Origin of the sequence: Agrobacterium sp. SORGH_AS_0745, from assembly GCF_030818995.1 — a bacterium.
GTDB lineage: Bacteria > Pseudomonadota > Alphaproteobacteria > Rhizobiales > Rhizobiaceae > Agrobacterium > Agrobacterium tumefaciens.
The window spans coordinates 875299-895018 of sequence record NZ_JAUTBI010000003.1; the positions used below are offsets into that span (position 1 = coordinate 875299).

The following is a 19720-nucleotide window of genomic DNA, read 5'->3' on the forward strand; positions in this document are numbered from 1 at the left end:
TGCCTCAAATAAAGCGAAAAAAATATCGCACAAAAATAAATCAAAAGGGGTTCCGATCATGAAAAAGACATGGGTTATCGCCGCAATCGCGACGCTTGCTTCATCTGCTTCCGCCTATGCCGAAACATCGGTTACAATAGGCATGTCCGGCTGGACCGGCTTTGCGCCACTGACGCTTGCCAAGCAGGCTGGCATTTTCGAAAAGAATGGCCTCAAGGTCGATATCAAGAAGATTCCGCAGGCAAGCCGGCATCTGGCGCTTGCTTCCGGTGACATCCAGTGCGCCGCCACCACGGTCGAAACGTGGATCGCGTGGAATGCCAATGGCGTGAAGTCCACCCAGATTTTCCAGATGGACAAGTCGCACGGAGCCGACGGCATTGCGGTGCGCAGTGATGTTGCAAAGGTGTCGGACCTCAAAGGCAAGACGGTTGCCGCTTCTGCACCGGGCACATCCCCCTATTTCTTCCTTGCCTGGATACTGAAGGAAAACGGCCTGACCCTGAAGGACGTGAAGGTCGTCAACCTTGAGCCGGGACCGGCCGCGCAGGCATTCGTCGCCGGCCAGAATGAAGCCGCCATGACCTATGAGCCTTATCTGTCCACAGTGCGCGCCGCGCCGGACAAGGGGAAAATCCTTGCGACGACGCTGGATTATCCCGCCGTCATGGACACGTTCGGCTGCACGCCGGATTTCTTGAAGGCCAATCCGCAGGCGGCAAAAGCCCTTGCGGACAGCTATTTCCAGGCGCTCGAGCTCATCAAGACGGACCCTGCAAAATCCTATGAGACCATGGGAGCGGACGTAAAACAGACGGGCGAGGCATTCGCAGCTTCGGCGAAATTCCTGGAATGGCAGGACAAGGCCGCCAACCAGAAGTTCTTCGACGGTGAATTCAAGACATTCTCCGAAAAATCGGCTGATCTGCTTCTGGAAATCGGCGTGATAAAATCGAAACCCGATCTTTCGACACTCGCGGACACGTCCTTCATCAAGTAACAGAAGCAAACTGCTGCTTTTCCTTCGGGGATTATTGCAGCCAGTGAGAAGCCTTACAGCGCCTGTGCGTCATGGACGACGCACGGCGCCTAGATGGTGCGGCGATAGAGTGCCGCGCCCGTTTTCCGGACAGGCGACAGAATGCAACCTCTTCAACCCATAAAGAACAGCACGCGGATTTTTCTCGGCATTCTGTTCTTCGTGCTTTTTTTCTCCGCCTGGGGCTTTGCCACGCTCGGCGGTTTCGTATCGCCGACCTTTCTGGCTGACCCGATCACCATGCTGAAGGACGGCATCTATCTGCTAACCGATCAGGGATTTGCCAGCGATATCGGAATGACGATCTGGCGTGTTGTCGGCGGCTTCGTGCTGGCCTCGCTCGTTGCCGTACCGGTCGGCATCGCCATGGGCGCTTACAAGCCGGTCGAGGCGCTGCTTGAGCCCTTCGTCTCCTTCGCACGCTATCTTCCGGCTTCTGCCTTCGTGCCGCTGCTTATTCTCTGGGCCGGCATCGGCGAGATGCAGAAGCTGCTGGTGATCTTCATCGGCGCAGTTTTCCAGATCATTCTCATGGTTGCCGTGGCGGTTGCCGGCACAAGACGCGATCTGGTGGAGGCTGCCTATACACTTGGCGCAAAAGACCGGGGCGTGGTCCGCCGCGTTCTCATTCCCGCCAATGCGCCCGATATTGCGGAAATTCTCCGTCTCGTCCTCGGCTGGGCCTGGACCTATGTGATTGTTGCCGAGTTGATCGGCGCGTCGTCGGGCATCGGCTATATGATAATCAACAGCCAGGCGCTGATGGCGACCGGGCAGATCATCTTCGGCATCATCGTCATCGGTGTCATCGGACTTATTTCTGACTTCGCGTTCAAATCGCTGAACCGGAAGCTTTTCGCCTGGAGGCTTGCCTGATGAGCGAACTCGTTATCAAGGGCGTCAGCCGCACTTTCCCCGGCGTTCAGGGCGGCCAGCCAACGCTGGCCTTGCAGCCCACGGATCTGGAAATCTCCCGCAACGATTTCGTCACCATTCTCGGCCCGTCCGGATGCGGAAAGTCGACCTTGCTGCGCATCATCGCCGGTCTTGACCGTCCAACGACGGGTGAAGTCCGTTTGTCCGGCCGGGCAGTGACAGGGCCGGGGGCGGATCGCGGCATGGTGTTCCAGTCCTACACGCTGTTTCCGTGGCTAACGATCCGGGAAAACGTCGCCTTCGGTCTGCGCGAGCGTGGTGTGGCCGAGAAGGAAAAATGGGAGATCGTCGACAGCTATATCGACAAGGTTGGCCTGCGCGGTTTCGAGAACCATTGGCCGAAACAGCTGTCCGGCGGCATGCAGCAGAGAACAGCCATCGCTCGCGCTCTGGCAAACGGCCCGAAAATCCTGCTGCTGGACGAGCCTTTCGGCGCACTCGACAACCAGACGCGCGGACTGATGCAGGAATTGCTGCTCGGCATATGGGAGCGCGAGCAGAAGACCGTCATTTTTGTGACGCATGACATCGAGGAGGCGGTATTCATGGCGTCGCGGGTTGTGACGATGTCAGCGCGGCCGGGGCGCATCAAGTCGATCATGCCGGTCGACCTGCCGCATCCGCGTCACTACACCGTCAAGGCCAGCCCGGAGTTTTCGCAGCTACGCGCCAAGTTGACGGAGGAAATTCGCAGCGAGGCGATTGCCGCCGCTGCCCATGGATAGTTGATCCATAGAACCGGGAGGAAGGAAGCATCGGTATGAGGAGTATAGGCGCCGATCTTCAGGAAAAATCACTGCACGAGCGCATCCGCAACGATGTCGAGCGCCACATCATGTCGGGCGAGTGGCCGCCGGGGTACCGTATTCCCTACGAACACGAGATGACCCGGCAATATGCCTGCTCGCGCATGACGGTGAACAAGGCGCTCGGCGAACTGGTGCAGCGTGGCCTGATTGAAAGACGCCGTCGTCTTGGCACTTTCGTTCGCCAGCCCCATGCGCAATCGGCCGTGCTGGAAATCCACGATATCGAGCGGGAGGTGCAGGCCCTCGGCCTCGTTTACGGTTACCGTCTCGACAGACGGCGACTGCGCCCTGCGGGGGAAGAAGACGGCGCGGCCATGGCGCTTGCCGCGGATGCCCCGGTTCTGGAACTCACCTGCACGCATTTTGCCGGCGGCGTTCCCTTTTGCCTCGAGGAACGCATCATCAATGTCACCGCCGTTCCGGAGGCTGAGGCAGCGGATTTTTCACAGATCGGGCCGGGCACTTGGCTGCTGAAAATGGTTCCCTGGAGTGCCGCGGAACATCGCATCAGCGCAGTTTCCGCTGATCGCAAAAATGCGACCGCGCTCGGCATTGCTTCCGGTGCGGCGTGTCTGGTCATCCACCGCCGCACCTGGCACGGAGCGGATTATGTCACCAGTGTTCGGGTCACCTATCCCGGCGACCGACACGCGCTGGTGGCGCAGTTTTCGCCTTCGCAAAACACCTGAAGACCGCAGGTCGGTCAATTTTTTGTAAAGAAGAGTTTACGGGTCGTCTTTTGGCAATATAATAGTTGTCAAAAGAACTCAGGTTTATTATCGGAACGTCAAGCTTTCACGACGGCATCCGTTCATGGCCCCGGTTTTAATGAACCGGTCAATCTGCGGATGAGTTCATCGACGGAAATCCGGGATAAAAATTATGTCAGCTGAGACCTCAACTTCTTCCGCGTGCTTCACCAGAGCAAACAAAACACGGCATATCTCACTTGCCATGACGGTCACTTTGCTGGCCGGCTTGAGTGCCGGAGCGGTTTTTGCTCAGTCGGCATCCGAAACCCAGATCCAACCAGCACCTGCACCGGCAACGGAAACGATGCAGCCCGCGCAGTCGCCGGCTGAGACGCCGAGCGCTCCGGCAGTCCAGCCTGTGCCGCCTTCCGCTGCCGCGCCCACACAGCCCGCGCCGGCCCAGCCTGCGCCCGCCGCAAGTAATCCCACGCCGGCAGCCGAAGGTGTTTCACCGCAGCCGACACAGACGGAGCAACCCGCTCCGACGAACGGTACGGCAGCGCCGAACGAGGTCTCCACCCCGGTTGAACCGGTAGTCGCCGAACCCGCAAGTGCCGGACATCGTGCGGACATTCCGCACAACCTGTCTCCCTGGGGCATGTTCATGGCGGCGGACTGGGTCGTGAAGGGCGTGATGATCGGTCTCGCTTTCGCATCGCTCGTCACCTGGACGGTCTGGGTGGCGAAGTCTATCGAGCTGGCCGGTGCACGGGTGCGCGCCGGTGCGACGCTCAAGGTTATTCGCAGGGCGAAAACCCTGAACGAGGCGACTGAGGCCGTCGAAAAGAAGGGCGGGCCGGCAGCGCTGATGTTGCGCATGGCAACTCACGAAATGCAGCTTTCCGACGCGGTGGTCGAACACACCGACGGCGGCGGCATCAAGGAGCGTGTATCCTCGGCCCTGTCACGCATTGAAACCCACGCCGGTCGCCGCATGTCGCGCGGAACGGGCGCCTTGGCGACCATCGGCTCCACCGCTCCCTTTGTCGGTCTGTTCGGTACCGTCTGGGGCATCATGAATTCCTTCATCAGCATCTCGGAATCGCAGACCACCAATCTTGCCGTCGTGGCACCCGGCATTGCCGAGGCGCTGCTTGCCACGGCAATCGGCCTTGTTGCTGCTATTCCAGCGGTGGTGATCTACAACGTCTTCGCCCGCTCGATCACGGGATACCGGCATTTGCTGGCGGATGCCGCAGCCGGCGTGGAACGCCTCGTCAGCCGCGACCTCGATTTCCGCCGCATTCCGCCGGGCAGCAGCAAGCCCGCTGTGTCGTTGGTTGGGCGGTGATCGGTCATGGCTGGCGGTATTCGCGAAAATAGCGGAGACGATCTCTCCGAAAACCACGAAATCAATGTCACGCCTTTCATCGACGTGATGCTGGTTCTGCTCATCATCTTCATGGTTGCCGCACCGCTGGCGACCGTGGATGTGAATGTCGATCTGCCCGCATCCACCGCCAAGCCGGCGGAGCGCCCGGAAGAGCCGCTTTATCTGACCGTCAAGGATGATCTGTCGCTCAATCTCGGCAATGATGCGGTTGCCCGCGAAGCCCTGGCAGCGGCGATCGACCGGCAGACGGGCGGCAAGAAAGATACGCGAATTTTCCTGCGCGCCGACAAAGCCGTCGACTATGGCCACTTCATGGAAATCATGAACCTGCTTCGCGATGCCGGATATCTGAAAATCGCTCTGGTAGGGCTGGAAAATGCCGCTGCGGCAACGCAGCCAGCCGGTGCCGTTCCGCCCGCCGCGCCCGCAGTGCCAGGAACCGCGCCATGACTGAAAACGGCTACCCGCAGTCCCGACATTCCCGCCTCGGGGAAGCGGCGTTGTGGTCCGCCGCAGCACTGCTCATGCTGGGCGTTCATGCGGGTTTTGCCTATTACCTGATGCAGGAACCAGAGGAACTGGATGCCGGCGGGCCGCCGCCTGCCGCGATCATGATCGAAATGGCAGCCATACCGGAAGCCGTCAACACCGAGGAAACGACGCCTGCGCAGGACGTTGAAGATGCCGAAGAGGTAAAGAGCGACAACAGCCAGCCGGTAGAGGAAGTCACCCCGGAGGAGCCGCCGCCGCCTGAGCCGGTTGTGGAAACGCCGCCGCCGGAACCCGTGCAGCCGCCGGAACCGCCGGTCGAGGATATCGTCGAGCCGCAGGAAATTCCCGAACCGGTGGAGCCGATCGATCCCGTGCAGGAACAGATGATGGCGGAACTCGAAAATGTCGAGGTTCCCTTGCCCGTCATCCGGCCGCCGCCGCCGCCGGTCGAAAAGAAGGTGGAGAAGAAAGAACCGGACGACAAGAAGAAGGTCGAGCGCCAGCGCCCCAAACCGCAACAGGCATCGGAACTGCGCGAAACGGCCAAGGCCGAGACACAGCAATCCGACCGGACGGCGGCATCGCGCAACAATGCCGGTTTCTTCTCTTCATCCTCCGCCTCGCCGGCAAAATGGGGATCGAAGGTTCGCTCGCATATCCAGAGGCGTAAGCCCCGCTCGCTTCGCAGCGATGCGATGACAGCGACCGTGCGGTTCCGGGTTAACGATACAGGCGCCATCAGCGGTGTCAGTGTGGTGCAGTCCACTGGTGATTCCTCCATCGACCAGCAGATTGCGGCCTGGATCCAGAGCGCGTCACCCGTGCCCGCGCCGCCACCGGATGCAAATAAGACAATCACCTTGCCGATCAGCATCCGCTAGATCGATTCCAAGGCCACGTCGCGGTTCTGCTGGAATAAGCTCTTGCCTGGTATGACGCCCTGCCAAAGGGCGAATGCGTGCCCGACCGTTATTCTCGATAAGATATCCATTCGGGCCTGAATTGCATTTCGCGAATGTTTTCGATGGTGTAGGTCTTGTCGACTTAACACGCAGAGGCATTCCGGAATGAAATTCTCAATCGCAGAGGCGGAGGATCTCGTATCCTCTATCTTTGAGCGTAACGGCGTTCTGCCGCAAAACGCCCGCTCCGTGGCGAAGGCGCTCGTGGCATCCGAGGCTGCAGGCCAGGGCGGCCACGGTTTTCGGCGTATCCCCGTTTATGTCCGTCAGGCGCGGGTTGGCAAGGTCAATGGCAATGCGCGGCCGGTGGCAAGTCGTGTCAAACCGGGTGTGCTGTCAATCGACGCTAACAACGGTTACGCCTATCCCGCGATCGACTGCGCCGTAGACGAGTTGCCGGACATGGCCCGGCAGCAGGGCATCGCGCTCGCCGCGATCCATCGCTCCCATCATGCAGGCGTCATGGCACTTACAGTCGAGCGTTTCGCGGAAATGGGCCTCGTGGCGCTGATGTTCGCCAATGCGCCTGCATCCATGGCGCCTTGGGGTGGCACCAAACCGCTCTATGGCACCAATCCGATTGCTTTCGCCAGCCCTGTTGGCGAGGCAGATCCGCTGGTGATCGATCTGGCGCTTTCCAAGGTTGCGCGCGGAAAGATCATGGCGGCCCGCCAGAAGGGCGAAACCATTCCGGGCGACTGGGCGCTTGATACGAATGGCCGGCCCACGACCGATCCCGAAGAAGCCCTAGCCGGAACGATGGTGCCTGCGGGCGAGGCCAAGGGTGCTGCCCTGGCGCTGATGGTGGAGATCATGGCCGCCGCGCTCACCGGTGGAAGCTTCGCCTTCGAGGCCTCTTCCCTTCTGGACGACAAGGGTGCGCCACCCTCTCTCGGCCACACGATCATCGCCATAGACCCCGTATCGTCGGGCGGTGCGGCCTTTACCGAGCGACTGGCGCTTATCGCCGGAGAGATAGAGAAGCAGGAAAACGTGCGTTTGCCCGGTCGGCGAAGCCAAGGCATTCGAAGGCAGGCGCTGGAAAGCGGTATCATCGTCGAAAGCGATATTCTTGCCGAGATTCAGTCGCTGTGAGGAACTGAAAATGAAAACCCAGCGGACCGGAAAGTCCGCCGGGTAAACCGTGTATGGCTGCCTTGCAGTTGCGCCGATAGGCCGGAAATCATTTCCGACCCGCCTTTTGGTCCGCCGTCCCGCCATCGAAATGGTGGGTTTTTGGCGCAGAAAGCAACACATCCGGTTTTGGCTTACGGGAAGGGGACGATTTCGCGTAAGCTTTTGGAGCGAGAGGGAAGCTCTAAATATCCTGTTCGATCAGTCCACGCAGCAGGGCGATGCTGACGGCATTCAGCAGATTGGCCGCACCTAGCCTTAGGCGGACCCGTTCCAGAGTATCTTTAACATCCGCTTCGTCCGCTCCCGTTATCAAGGCAATGTGAGAAGGATGTCGGCCTCGCGCAACGAGCCCCAGATATTGCCGCTCACGATCCGAAAGGACGATTTCACGCGCCTGATGACGTTCATGCTGCGTTTTTGACGACATAGTCTTTCAGCCTCAAAAGAGATTGACCTTCCCAAAGCCGGATGTGGCCTCAGGAACCAGGCAGTAAGCAGCTGATCTCGCAGCCAGCCGGTCCCGGCATGGGCATATCCTCGGCGATGAAAGAATGACTGCATCGTCCTTCCCAAAAACCTGAAATCGGTTCTTGTCCAGAACAATGTAAAATTCAAAGCTTTGGAATGTTTTCCGTCATGCCCGAAGGCATATTGCGGCGTTCTATTAGGCGGTCTGCCATCTCAAGAGAATAACATCTCACGCCAAGTTTTGCGTTTTTATTGTTATGTTTCGATACATAATCCAATGAACGCCGACATATTTCCCAATTTTATTTTGGATATATGGAATATTGATGCTGGGAATGCGTCCTATACGGCGGAATGATGCGCGTGTTTCTTGCGAATATCCGTGGGCGTTGCCCCGAACCAGCGGGAAACGGAACGCGAAAACGCACCCGGCGTAGAATAGCCGAGCCTGTAGCTGATATCGGAAACCGGAAGATCGCTTTCCACGAGGAGCTTGAAGCCGGCATTCTTGCGAATGGCGTCCTTTATCTCGTTGAGATTAGTCCCAAGCTCGGCAAGCCGTCTTTGAAAACTGCGTTCCGACAGGTTGAAATAGGGGGCGATCTCGCTCAGCGAAAGCTCGGCATCCGACAGCCGCACCTGCATGTAACGCTTCACCTGATCGATGAAATGCGTGGCGTCTGCCGATGTCTCCGGCCGCAGCATCCGGCATTGCAAGTTCATCAGCTCGAACAGCCGCTCATCTGCATTTGGGTTGACCACGTCCAGAAGTGATGTGGGAAGACGCATGGTATGGATGGGTTGCGAAAAGCTGACGCGCTTGGTCATTCTTTCTTTAAATAGCTGAATATTAACCGGTTTCGGCCGTTCCAGACCGATCTCGATCAGGTTCACGCGCTCCCCCAGAATATCGCGAAGGCGCTGGATCAGAGCTGTCAGCGACAAATCCACATATTGATCGCGTTTGGCGATGACAGGCGCAAAGGACCACGACAGGGTTACGTGCGCGGCATCCGTGACCATGGTGAAATTGCTGTTATTGGTCGCGTAATAAACGTGATCCTGAAGAAAACGCAGGAAAGCCCGCACTGTCGGCGCGCTCATCAGGCCATATCCGAACGCGCCGGATGCGCCGGCGGGAAAGGTGGACGCGCATTGCAGACCAAAGGCGTCGTCGCCGGAAATCAACGCACATGTCTCGAGCAGGCGGCAAAATCGGTCGAGGCTGATGCGCTCCGTCACGCTGCCGAATGTGGCGGGATCGATATCGAGAGCCTTGCAGATGGGGGCAATGTCGATGCCCCGCGACCGTGCATAATTGGCGACGCCGGCGGCCAGACCGGCCACCACTGTTATCTCGTCGCTGACCCTCTTTTCAGGCATCCCTCGCCTTGGCGTACCATGTTTGGAAATTGTCGCCTGATGGTAAGCGTTGCGAAGCCATTTGTCGAGCAGTTCGGCCTGTGGAGTTTAAATGTGGCGACGGCAGGCGCTCTGCTCCAGCACCTGCATGATGGTTTTGCCCGCATCTTCCATTGCACCGCTATTGTCCACGGTCGTCACGTCAAAATCCCCGACGACCGTGAGCGAACTGCGTTCCAGCCGCCGGAGAATATCCTCCCGGCTTTCCCGCCCGCGCTGCTCCAGCCGCTTCGCCAGCACGTCCGGCCGTGCAACGATGTTCACGACCTTGAGGCGCGCAAAGGCGGTGCCGAACTGGGGCAGAGCCGAGCGGGAGCCGTTGGCGATGACCACGTCTCCCGCATTAAGATGACGATAGACGGCGGCCGGAATGCCATATTTCAGCCCGTGCGCCTGCCAGGAAATGGCAAAAGCACCTTCGTCTTCCAGCCGGTTGAACTCGTGCATGGAAACCGCATCGTGATTTTCGCCGCCGGCATCGCCGCTGCGGGTAATGACCCGGCGGGTGAAATGAAAGCCCGGCCGCCCGGACAGCTGCGCTGCCGCATAATCCATCAGCGTGTCCTTGCCGGCCCCACTCGGGCCGACAATTACGATCATGGTTCCGGGCACCGTACCCAGCGTCTGGCCGTCAAGCCGGCTATCCTGTCCGTTGCCGGTCATGCCACACGTTTGCCCTGACGCCAGACCGACCGGGCGACGGGAACGCCGTCCTCGCGGTGAACTCGGACCAGATCGGCCCGCAATCCCGTTGCGATGCTGCCGCGATCGCGAAGGCTCACCGTTCGTGCCGGCGTGGAGGTGACCATGCGCAACGCTTCCGGCAGAGTGATGGCTTCCACCTGGTCGGCGAGCAGGAACGGTGCGTAAAGCAGGCTGAACGGCACATAGTCGGAAGAGAGAACATCCAGCACGCCAAGTTCGGCAAGATCACGCGCGGCGATGTTGCCGGAATGGGACTTGCCGCGAACGATGTTCGGTGCGCCCATCAGCACGCTCATGCCGGCGCTGTGCGAAGCCTTTGCCGCCTCGACGCTGGTGGGGAACTCCGCGAGTTTCACGCCGTGTCCGATCGCTTCGCCCACATGCGCTTCTGTAGCGTCGTCATGGCTTGCAACGGTTATGCCGCGCTCGGCGCAGCGGGCCGCCAGGTAATCCCGGTGCTTGGCGGAAAACTCCGCCGATGCCGTCTGCCGGCGTCTGACGAACTCGGCGAAAGCCTCGTCGCTCAGTCCGCGCTTCTTCTGGTAATAGAAGATATATTGGTCCATCGACTGGAACTGGCGCTGTCCCGGGGAGTGATCCATCATCGAAATCAGCCGTACACGCGGATCGGTCTCAAAATCTTCGAAATGCTCGAGCACATCGGCGGAGGCGACTTCACAGCGCAGGTGCAGCAGGTGATCTGCCCGCAGGCGGTTCTGATCGGCAGCGGTTTCAATGGCATCCGCCATTTCCCGCATCTCGCCCTTCTTGAACCCGCCATCTTCGTCGGAGCCCAGCCGCAGGCAGTCGAAAACAGTGGTAATGCCTGATGACGCGACCTGCGCATCGTGAGCCTGAATGGCGGCGATCTTATCCCAGATAACCCCGGGACGCGGCGAATAGTGCTGTTCCAGATGGTCGGTGTGCAGTTCCACCAGACCCGGGATGAGGAAATCGCCTTCGAGATCCTCACCGGTTTTGGAGGCGCCTTCGCTGATATCGGCGATCTTGCCGTCACGGATCAGAACGGATCCCAGAATAATATCGTCTTCCAGAACGATACGGGCGTTGGAAAGGGCATGCTCGGTCATGGGTCAGCATCTTTCTTTGGCGGCTGGCCAAGCGGGTGCCAGCGATGAACGGTAAATGGTGCGCCGCGCGTTTCCTCAACGAACAAAGCGAGGCCGGAAATGGTGAGAGGCCGGTCGACGAACTCGGAAAACTTGGTCGAAAGCACATCCTGGATAGCGGGCGCGTCGCTTTCGTCGATGCGGCCCGTCAGCGTCATATGAAAGCGGAAGTCGTCCATGACATGCGGATAACCCCAGAGCGACAGATTTTGCCGCTGGCTTTCGGTCAGGTTTTGCGGGCGCCGGCGGGCAATGTCGGTCTCGGACAAGGGCGCGCGAAACCGGTCGAAATGGTCAACGATCTCAGCGGCAAAATCCTGCAGCGGCTGGTAGGTGCGATCCGGAACGAGCGCGAAAAACGGCCCGAGTGCACCGATGACAACACGCGGAATATCGAAGACGGACTGGCTGGCCGCAAACTGTTCGAGGGCGGCGACGAGATCCGCTTCGCTGTATTTTTCGGAAAGCTCGAAGGGGGCTTTCAGCGTCGCGTGGAAACCGTAACGGCGCGGCTCCTCGGTCATCTCCGCATAAGCGGCATGGTCATCATGTTGCGCGCCGGAAAAGGCATTGCGTCCCAGCCAGCGCGACGCCGCTTCAGTCAGTGGATGATCTTTAGCCGGAGAAAAATAGATGGCGTAGCGCACGGCAAGCACTCTTCGGTGTCATGGAAAACCTGGATGAAAAGCTATTTGGCGTGACTCGCCCGCTTCCCGCAAGGTCAGGAGTGCGAGGTAATCGCTTTCCGTGACAGAATGATGATGCCCCAGGAAAAAAAGCGCTTGAAACGCCGCGTGTCTCTCGAATGTCCGCAAGACGGATGCTGGCGCATTGAGGGGATGTATCTGACTTTGCAAAGAGGTTCCGGTTTTGCGCACGTCTCGGGAAGCGGGATAGCGAAATCCCGCTCCTGCTTTATGAATTAATGCTGGGTTTTCCCGATCAGGCGCGACCGCAGGGAATTCGAGATGTGGTCGAACAGGAAAACCACGAAGAGAATGAGCAGCACCATATAAGCGACCTTGTCCCAGTCGGCATTGGTACCCATCGCTTCCAGCAGTTTCAAACCGATGCCGCCAGCACCAACCGCACCGATGATCGTGGCGGAACGGGTGTTGCTTTCCCAGAAATAAAGCGACTGGGAAATGAAGACCGGCAGGACCTGCGGAAGCACGCCGAAACGATTGACGGCAATGGGGGAAGCGCCAACCGATTTGACGCCCTCGCGCTGCTTGTCGTCAACATTCTCCAGCGCCTCGGCATAGACCTTGCCGAGCGCGCCGGTATCGGTGAAAAAGATCGCGGCAATGCCGGGGATCGGCCCCGGACCGAAGCTGCGGGTAAAGAACAGCGCCCAGATCAGCATGTCGATCGAGCGCAGGAAGTCGAATAGACGCTTCATGCCCCAGTTGGCGGCCCTGTTAGCGGTGATATTGCGTGCGGCTAGAAAGGCGAGCGGCAGGGCAACGAGCGTGCCGAACAGCGTGCCCACAAAGGCCATCACCAGCGTCTGCATCAGCTTGGAAAGAATATCGGCGTGCTGCCAGACACCATTGTCGAGGAAATCATCGACCATGTGGCTGATGTTTGAGCGCGTGGGATCGAGCCTTTCCCCCCACAGCGCCAGTGCGGCAAGGTCGCCGTAGCTCTTGCCCCAGAATTCCGATTTGGTATCGAACAGGAAGTTCGCCCACCCGAGGAACCGCCGCTGCACGTAAACCTGGCTGGTGCGGATTTCCGCCTGTCCGGCAAAACCGTAATGCACGAGAACCTTGTTGCCGTCCTGCGTGATCTCTTGCGGCAGGACCTCAGGCGCCAGAGCCTTGTCGCCATTGATGATGACGGGATAGTTCTTGCCGTCCACATAGACGTCCACCCGGGTCGGCGTTACGTCGAGACGGTTTTGCGTGCCCGCGTAAACGACGCTGTAGCCGCCATCCGGCAAGGGTTGCAGCCAGTCGATCGGCGCATCGGCGGGATATTGCATCCGGCTTGACCACTGCGGGTTCACCTTCCCGTCTTCGAAACGAAGGCGTGGCTGGGCCCGCCAGGAATACCAGTCCTGAATGTAGCTCGAAGCGCGATCCCATCGACCCTGCATGAAAGCGGGGCCGACATTGAAGAAGAAAAAGCAGGCGGTGAGATAGACGAGGACGGCGACAATACCGGTCAGCAAGCCGTATCGCTGCATGAAGCCGCGATTGAAAATTGCGGGATGTGCGGCCGTCAGCCTCTCGCGGTCTGCGGTATTGAGAATGAAGCTGGACGACATCAGGCCGCTCCCCGTCCGAATTCGAAGGATTGATGGCCGATCAGCCTGCGGCGCAACCAGCTTGAAAACTGGTCTACGGCGATGATGGTGATCAGCAGCAGGATGATGATGGCATAGGTCTTGGAAGCGTGATCGTTACCGATCGACAGCCGGAAGACCTCGCCAATGCCGCCACCACCAACGGCGCCGATGATGGTCGAGGCGCGTACGTTGATTTCGGCACGCAGCAATGCATAGGACACGAAATTGGGCAGGACCTGCGGCACGATGGCAAAGCGAACCCGCTCCAGCCAGTTGGCACCCGCGGCACGCAGGCCTTCATCCGCCTTCATGTCGGCATTTTCCACGACTTCGAAGAATAGCTTCCCCAGAGCCCCGATGGTGTGCACGGAAATCGCGATGATCGCCGCGATCGGCCCGATCGATAAGATGGCAGTCAGCAATCCCGCGACGACGATCTCCGGAAAAGCGCGCAGGATCTCCATTACCCGGCGTACAACCCAGCGCACGAGGCCGGCACCGATAAGGTTGGTGGAGGCAAAGAAGCACAGCACAAATGCGAAGGTCGTGCCTATTATCGTCGAGACCAGCGCGATGTTGAGCGTGATGATCAGCTGATAGATGAAGTGCGGTATGTAGAAACCGTTGGTGATGTAAACGCGATCCGCGACATAGTTGTATTTCAGCGAACCGTTGTCATAGGGCGACGGCAGGTCGAACATCGCCCGGAAGACCTCGAGCGGACTATCCGGCACGAATGTTTTCATGAAGTCGAAAAAATATGGCAGGCGCTCGAAGAACTTGCCCGAATTGGCCTCATTGGCGAAATTCAGTGAGGCGGCAAGGACGATGAGGAAGATAACGAGCGACATAACGGTATAAATCCGCCGTGTCCTAAGCTGCTGTTGATAATGACGCATCACCGTTCGGGACGATGCGCTCAATCCCTCGGGCGTGAGGGTACCATGTTGCAGTGTGGTCGCCATGCCGCTTTCCTTTATTGGCAAAAGCGGCGATGCCGCAAGGCACCGCCGCTTCAGGATATGATCTGAGGATCAGCCGCCGATAACGGACTTACGGGCGTCGATGATCGTCTGGTAGAAAGCCGGGTCGACCTTGATGTAGGCAGTGTTCTTGCCCTGGGTGTAACCCTGGAAGCAGGCGAGATCCTTCTTCGGCAGTTCCATGAAGAAGTCTTCGACCTTCTGCTTCATGCTGTCACCGATCTTGTTGGCAACGAGAAGCGGACCGTTCGGGATCAGCGGGGACTTCCAGACCTGAACGATATCGTCCATGTCGAGGTTGCCCTTCTTGACCATCTGGTGAAGGTTGCCGCCGGAGTAGCCTTCTTCCCACTTGCCGACGCCCGAACCGAATGTCGTGCCGACGTCGAACTTTTTGTCGAGAACGGCGAGAACGAGGTTCTCATGGCCGCCGCCGAAGCCGGTTTCGGAGAAATATTCCTTGACCGGAACGCCGGTTTCCTTCGGGATCGATACGTTCGGGACGAGGAAGCCCGAGGTGGAGTCAGGGTCGGCGAAGCCGATCTTCTTGCCCTTGGCGTCAGCCAGAGACTTGATGCCGCTGTCCTTGCGGGCAACCATGATCGTGTAGTAGCCGCTGGAACCGTCAGAGCCGGTATAGGTCAGGATCGGATCGACGGCCTTGGGATCGGCAATGGCGATCTTGGCGTAGGAAGAAGCGCCCATGGATGCAATGTCGATGGTGCCGCCGAGCAGGCCCTGGATAACGCCGTTATAGTCCGGCGACGGGAAAACCTGAACTTCGGAAACGCCGGTTGCAGCCTTGAGGCCATCCGCAACGCACTTCGTGTTGCGGATCTGGTCGGCTTCATTTTCCGAACCGTCGAGACCGATACGCAGGACCTTGACGTCCTGAGCCATGGCCGAACCGGCCAGAACGCCAAGGGCGACTGCCGAAAGAAGGATTTTCTTCAACATGGACTTTCTCCTGTTTCCCGGCGAGCCGGAGTTTGTTGTGAAGTATCGGCCCTTGACGCGGGCGCAAACGATGCTGAGCGGTTCCTCAGAGCCCGGCGAGAGCCAGCGGTTCGGGACCGGCAGATTGCTGAACCGGACGCGCGGCAAGCTGCGCGCCGGGAATATTGATGCTGGTCGAGGTCATGGTCTCGTCGATGCCGGCGCCGTGTGAATCCGTGCCGTAAATCTCCGTGACCGCCGCAGCCGTTAGTTCGGCGGGTGTTCCGTCGAAAACGACTCGACCCTGCGACATGCCGATGATGCGTTCGCAATAATTGCGCGCCGTATCCAGCGTATGCAGATTGGTGATGACGGTGATGCCTTCACGCTCGTTGATGTCGCGCAGGGCGTCCATGACGATCTTGGCGTTCAGGGGATCGAGAGAGGCGATCGGCTCGTCGGCGAGAACCATCTTCGGAGACTGCATTAGTGCCCGGGCGATAGCGACGCGCTGCTGCTGGCCGCCGGAAAGCGTGCCCGCCGCCTGCATGGCTACGTGCTCGATGCCGAGCCGCTCGAGGGCGGCAATCGCCATCAGGCGCTCTTCATCCGTGAAAATGTTGAACAGGCTGAGCACGGTCGAACGGTGGTTCAGGCGGCCGAGCATGACATTGGTGAGCACGTCGAGACGCGGCACCAGATTGAACTGCTGGAAGATCATCGCGCAGTCGCGCTGCCAGTTGCGCAGGGCGGCACCCTTCAGCGAAGAGACTTCCGTGTCGTTGAAATGAATGGAACCCGAGGAGGGATCGACGAGGCGGTTGATCATGCGCAGCAGCGTTGACTTTCCTGCGCCAGAACGTCCAATCACGCCAACCATCTGGCCTTGCGGAATTTCCACATTCACGGAATCGACCGCAGTGTGGTTGCCGAAACGGCGCGTGACTTGCTTCAGGTGAAAGCTCATTTCCCCGTCCAATCTTCTTCTGATGGGGTTCGACCTAACAGCGGTGCGTGAAGCGTGAATGTCAGTTTGATGAAGAAAATATTACAGAATGCGCAGATAAGGCGTGCGCGTGGTCGCCTGCGAACCTTTTAGTAGTCGTGCCACCGGATTGAGGCCGGCGGGTGTCTCGCAGACATGGTTAGGGAGACCCCGGAGCACGACCCCCGGAATCTGCAGTTTCTTCGGTGTGGGGCGATTTTACCCGGCGTATTTCGCCACGAAATCCTCGGCGGCGAGGGTGCGGAAATCGTCCAGTGCGCCGCGCAGCGTTGCGTGGTCCCAGTCCCACCATTTGAGATCGTCCATGCGCTGGCCAAGGTCCGCCGGGAAGCGGTTCCTGATCAGCCGGGCGGGTACGCCGCCGACGATGGTATAGGGCGCAACGTCTTTCGACACGACCGCACCGGCCCCGATTACAGCACCGTTTCCGATTGTGACGCCAGGCAGGATGGTCGCGCCATGGCCGATCCAGACATCGTGGCCGATCACCACGCGCTTGGCGCGGCGGGCGGCGAAGAAGTCATTTTCATCTTCGGCGTCGTCCCAATAATTGCGGGCGCGGTAGGTGAAATGGTGAAGTGTGGCGCGCGACATCGGATGATTGGTCGCGTTGATGCGGACGGATGCGGCGATGTTGACGAATTTGCCGATGGTGGCGCACCAGATCGCACCGTCCTGCATGACATAGGAATAGTCGCCCATCTCCACTTCCTCGATGCGGCAGCGTTCCGAAATTTCGGTATAGCGGCCGATCGATGAATTGGTGACGCGGGCACTTTCGTGGACAACAGGTTCGAGACCGACCTTCACACTCATGCCGCTGCCTTCCGGGGGGAGAATTGCGAGACATCCAGAACGCGATCGGCCACGGCTTCCCGCACTTCCTCGTCATGGAAAATACCGAGCAAGGCGGTCCCTTTGCGCTTCTTTTCCGCGATCATCTCCACGACCACCCGTCGGTTGGCGGCATCCAGGGATGCGGTCGGTTCATCGAGAAGCAGGATCGCGTGATCGGTGATGAAACCGCGTGCGATGTTGACGCGCTGCTGCTCGCCGCCGGAAAAGGTTGCTGGCGGCAGCGACCACAATTCCCGCGGCAGGTTGAGTTTCGAAAGCAGAACGGCTGCCTGCTCGCGGGCCTCTTCCGCGGCAACCTTGCGCGCAAAAAGCGGCTCGGCGACGACGTCGATCGCCGGAACGCGCGGCACGGTGCGCAGAAACTGGCTGACATACCCGATGGTGCGATGGCGAATCTCGAGGATGGTGCGCGGCGAGGCGCTGCCCATGTCGATGACCTGATCCTCGTGGCGGATGAGAATCTGGCCGCTGTCGATGGCATAATTGCCATAGAGCATTTTCAGGATCGAGCTTTTGCCGATGCCGGACGGGCCGCCGAGCACGACACATTCTCCGCCGGACACGGAGAAACTGACATCGCGGACAACAGGCAGTTCGATGCCATCGCGAAGATGCATGGTGAAGCTTTTGAAGACTTCCGAAACGATAAGGGGTGTCGGCATGGCGTCAAACCTGCAAAATGGAGGAAACAAGCAATTGCGTGTAGGGTTCGCGCGGATCATCCAGCACCCGGTCTGTCAGACCGTGTTCGATGACGTCACCACCCTTCATCACCATCATGCGATGGGAAAGCAGCCGCGCGACCGCCAGATCATGGGTGACGACGATAACGGCGAGGCCGAGATCGTTGACGAGACCACGCACGAGATCGAGCAGGCGTGCCTGCACCGAGACATCGAGGCCGCCGGTCGGTTCGTCCATGAAGACGAGGCGCGGTGAGGTCACCAGGTTACGGGCAATCTGCAGACGCTGACGCATGCCGCCGGAAAAGGCGCGTGGCTGGTCGTCAATGCGGTCTGTGCCGATTTCCACCCGTTCCAGCCACTCGCTGGCCGATTGCCGGATATTGCCGTAATGCCGGTTACCGACAGCCATAAGCCGCTCGCCGACATTGGCGCCTGCCGAAACCGCCATGCGCAGTCCATCCGCTGGGTTCTGGTGCACGAAACCCCAGTCTGTCCGCATCAGGAAACGCCGTTCGGCCTCGCCCATATGATAGAGGTCTCGCACCGAGCCATCGCGCATGCGATATTCCACGCTGCCAGCCGTCGGCACGAGCCGTGTGGAAATGCAGTTGAGAAGCGTGGTCTTGCCGGAGCCGGATTCACCGACGATTGCCAGAACTTCGCCCGGATAAAGCTCGAAGGAGACGTTGCGGCAACCGGCGCGGTCGCCGTAATATTTCGAAACGTCCCTGACTTTCAGAAGCGGTGCGTCGCTCATTCTGCGGCCTCCTTCACATCCGCCAGCAAATGGCCCTTGTGGCCATGGGCGCGGCGGTCTTCGCAATGGTCGGTGTCGGAGCAGACGAACATCCGCCCGCCCTTGTCGTCCAGCACCACCTCGTCCAGATAGACATTCTCCCCGCCGCACAGCGCGCAGGGCTTGTCGAAGCTCTGGATTTCAAACGGATGGTCCTCGAAATCCAGGCTGACGACATCCGTGTAGGGTGGCACGGCATAGATGCGCTTTTCGCGCCCGGCCCCGAACAATTGCAGGGCGTCCGACAGGTGCATTTTCGGATTGTCGAACTTCGGGGTTGGCGAGGGGTCCATCACATAGCGCCCCGCAACCTTCACCGGATAGGCATAGGTGGTGGAGATACGGCCGTTGCGGGCGATATCCTCATAAAGCTTGACGTGCATCAGGCCGTATTCCTCCAGCGCATGCATGACGCGGGTTTCGGTCTCACGCGGCTCGAGGAACCGCAAGGGTTCAGGAATGGGAACCTGATAGACAAGGACCTGCCCCGAATGCAGTTCTTCTTCGGGAATGCGGTGCCGCGTCTGGATGATGGTTGCATCCTTGGTGCGGGTGGTGACGGCGACATCAGCGACTTTCTGGAAGAAGGCGCGGATGGAAACGGCGTTGGTGGTATCGTCGGCGCCCTGGTCGATAACCTTCAGGACATCGTCTGGACCGAGGATGGCGGCGGTCACCTGCACGCCGCCGGTGCCCCAGCCGTAAGGCATGGGCATTTCACGGGAAGCGAAGGGAACCTGATAACCGGGAATGGCAATTGCCTTCAGGATCGCCCGGCGGATCATCCGCTTCGTCTGTTCGTCCAGATAGGCGAAGTTGTAGGCAGCCAGCCCGTCGTCGAATGAAACTTCTTTAAGCATTGCGCGTTAACCTTGCGAAAAAAGGAGTACAAGCTCATGGAGATTGGAATTCTTGCAGCCGTGTTTTTTGCCGCTTTCGCAGCATTGACCGTCTTTTGCGCCTATTGGTTCGGCGAG

21 protein-coding genes are annotated in these 19720 nt (G+C 59.2%); 8 read left to right on the forward strand and 13 right to left on the reverse strand.

What is annotated here, in order from left to right; all coding sequences use genetic code 11:
* The first annotated feature begins 58 nt into the window (after positions 1-58).
* The 8 genes from QE432_RS13930 (at position 59) to QE432_RS13965 (ending at position 7418) form a co-directional block, all read left to right on the forward strand.
* Positions 59-1000: an ABC transporter substrate-binding protein gene (locus QE432_RS13930; RefSeq protein WP_111790076.1), complete on the forward strand. Its 942-nt coding sequence runs from the start codon at positions 59-61 to the stop codon at positions 998-1000.
* 141 nt (positions 1001-1141) lie between these two features.
* On the forward strand, positions 1142-1915 hold the full coding sequence (locus QE432_RS13935) for an ABC transporter permease (RefSeq protein ID WP_003514452.1): 774 nt from the start codon (positions 1142-1144) through the stop codon (positions 1913-1915).
* Positions 1915-2700, forward strand: a complete 786-nt coding sequence (locus tag QE432_RS13940) for an ABC transporter ATP-binding protein (protein ID WP_111782901.1) — start codon at positions 1915-1917, stop codon at positions 2698-2700. The genes QE432_RS13935 and QE432_RS13940 overlap by 1 nt, the downstream gene beginning before the upstream one ends.
* A 35-nt stretch (positions 2701-2735) precedes the next feature.
* Positions 2736-3473: a histidine utilization repressor gene (gene hutC, locus QE432_RS13945; protein WP_080799834.1), complete on the forward strand. Its 738-nt coding sequence runs from the start codon at positions 2736-2738 to the stop codon at positions 3471-3473.
* A gap of 193 nt (positions 3474-3666) precedes the next feature.
* Positions 3667-4827, forward strand: coding sequence for a tonB-system energizer ExbB (gene exbB, locus QE432_RS13950; RefSeq protein WP_065703610.1), 1161 nt, complete (start codon positions 3667-3669; stop codon positions 4825-4827).
* Between the two features lie 6 nt (positions 4828-4833).
* Positions 4834-5319 (forward strand): TonB system transport protein ExbD, encoded by a 486-nt coding sequence (gene exbD, locus QE432_RS13955; protein ID WP_013635265.1) that lies wholly within the window; start codon positions 4834-4836, stop codon positions 5317-5319.
* A complete protein-coding gene (locus tag QE432_RS13960; protein ID WP_306624655.1) occupies positions 5316-6242 on the forward strand; it encodes a TonB family protein in 927 nt (308 codons plus the stop codon). Before exbD ends, QE432_RS13960 begins: the two co-directional genes overlap by 4 nt.
* A 186-nt stretch (positions 6243-6428) precedes the next feature.
* Complete coding sequence (locus QE432_RS13965) at positions 6429-7418, forward strand: Ldh family oxidoreductase (protein WP_019564530.1); 990 nt, start codon at positions 6429-6431, stop codon at positions 7416-7418.
* Between the two features lie 223 nt (positions 7419-7641).
* On the opposite strand, the gene QE432_RS13970 is transcribed toward QE432_RS13965, so the two are convergent.
* The 13 genes from QE432_RS13970 to QE432_RS14030 all read right to left on the reverse strand — a co-directional run bounded on the left by QE432_RS13970 (position 7642) and on the right by QE432_RS14030 (position 19603).
* Positions 7642-7887, reverse strand: a complete 246-nt coding sequence (locus QE432_RS13970) for a LuxR C-terminal-related transcriptional regulator (protein WP_003514469.1) — start codon at positions 7885-7887, stop codon at positions 7642-7644.
* A gap of 383 nt (positions 7888-8270) precedes the next feature.
* A complete protein-coding gene (locus QE432_RS13975) occupies positions 8271-9311 on the reverse strand; it encodes an AraC family transcriptional regulator (protein ID WP_013635267.1) in 1041 nt (346 codons plus the stop codon).
* An 87-nt stretch (positions 9312-9398) separates the two neighbouring features.
* Positions 9399-10013, reverse strand: coding sequence for a phosphonate metabolism protein/1,5-bisphosphokinase (PRPP-forming) PhnN (phnN, locus tag QE432_RS13980; RefSeq protein WP_306624657.1), 615 nt, complete (start codon positions 10011-10013; stop codon positions 9399-9401).
* On the reverse strand, positions 10010-11146 hold the full coding sequence (locus tag QE432_RS13985; protein WP_306624659.1) for an alpha-D-ribose 1-methylphosphonate 5-triphosphate diphosphatase: 1137 nt from the start codon (positions 11144-11146) through the stop codon (positions 10010-10012). Before QE432_RS13985 ends, phnN begins: the two co-directional genes overlap by 4 nt.
* Positions 11143-11841 carry a DUF1045 domain-containing protein gene (locus QE432_RS13990; protein WP_019564525.1) on the reverse strand — a complete coding sequence of 233 codons (699 nt, stop codon included), beginning with the start codon at positions 11839-11841 and terminating at the stop codon, positions 11143-11145. Before QE432_RS13990 ends, QE432_RS13985 begins: the two co-directional genes overlap by 4 nt.
* A gap of 266 nt (positions 11842-12107) precedes the next feature.
* Positions 12108-13457, reverse strand: coding sequence for a phosphonate ABC transporter, permease protein PhnE (gene phnE, locus QE432_RS13995; RefSeq protein ID WP_038489427.1), 1350 nt, complete (start codon positions 13455-13457; stop codon positions 12108-12110).
* Complete coding sequence (gene phnE, locus QE432_RS14000; RefSeq protein WP_013635271.1) at positions 13457-14443, reverse strand: phosphonate ABC transporter, permease protein PhnE; 987 nt, start codon at positions 14441-14443, stop codon at positions 13457-13459. Before phnE (QE432_RS14000) ends, phnE (QE432_RS13995) begins: the two co-directional genes overlap by 1 nt.
* A gap of 69 nt (positions 14444-14512) precedes the next feature.
* Entirely contained in the window at positions 14513-15418 is a 906-nt protein-coding gene (gene phnD / locus QE432_RS14005) for a phosphonate ABC transporter substrate-binding protein (RefSeq protein ID WP_003514479.1), read from the reverse strand.
* Between the two features lie 85 nt (positions 15419-15503).
* Positions 15504-16364 (reverse strand): phosphonate ABC transporter ATP-binding protein, encoded by an 861-nt coding sequence (phnC, locus tag QE432_RS14010; RefSeq protein ID WP_003514481.1) that lies wholly within the window; start codon positions 16362-16364, stop codon positions 15504-15506.
* Positions 16365-16601: 237 nt separating this feature from the next.
* Entirely contained in the window at positions 16602-17219 is a 618-nt protein-coding gene (locus tag QE432_RS14015) for a transferase hexapeptide repeat family protein (protein ID WP_038489430.1), read from the reverse strand.
* Complete coding sequence (gene phnL, locus QE432_RS14020) at positions 17216-17923, reverse strand: phosphonate C-P lyase system protein PhnL (protein ID WP_003514486.1); 708 nt, start codon at positions 17921-17923, stop codon at positions 17216-17218. Before phnL ends, QE432_RS14015 begins: the two co-directional genes overlap by 4 nt.
* A gap of 4 nt (positions 17924-17927) precedes the next feature.
* Positions 17928-18704 (reverse strand): phosphonate C-P lyase system protein PhnK, encoded by a 777-nt coding sequence (gene phnK / locus QE432_RS14025; protein ID WP_003514488.1) that lies wholly within the window; start codon positions 18702-18704, stop codon positions 17928-17930.
* Positions 18701-19603, reverse strand: a complete 903-nt coding sequence (locus QE432_RS14030) for an alpha-D-ribose 1-methylphosphonate 5-phosphate C-P-lyase PhnJ (RefSeq protein WP_003514490.1) — start codon at positions 19601-19603, stop codon at positions 18701-18703. The genes phnK and QE432_RS14030 overlap by 4 nt, the downstream gene beginning before the upstream one ends.
* Between the last annotated feature and the right edge of the window lie 117 nt (positions 19604-19720).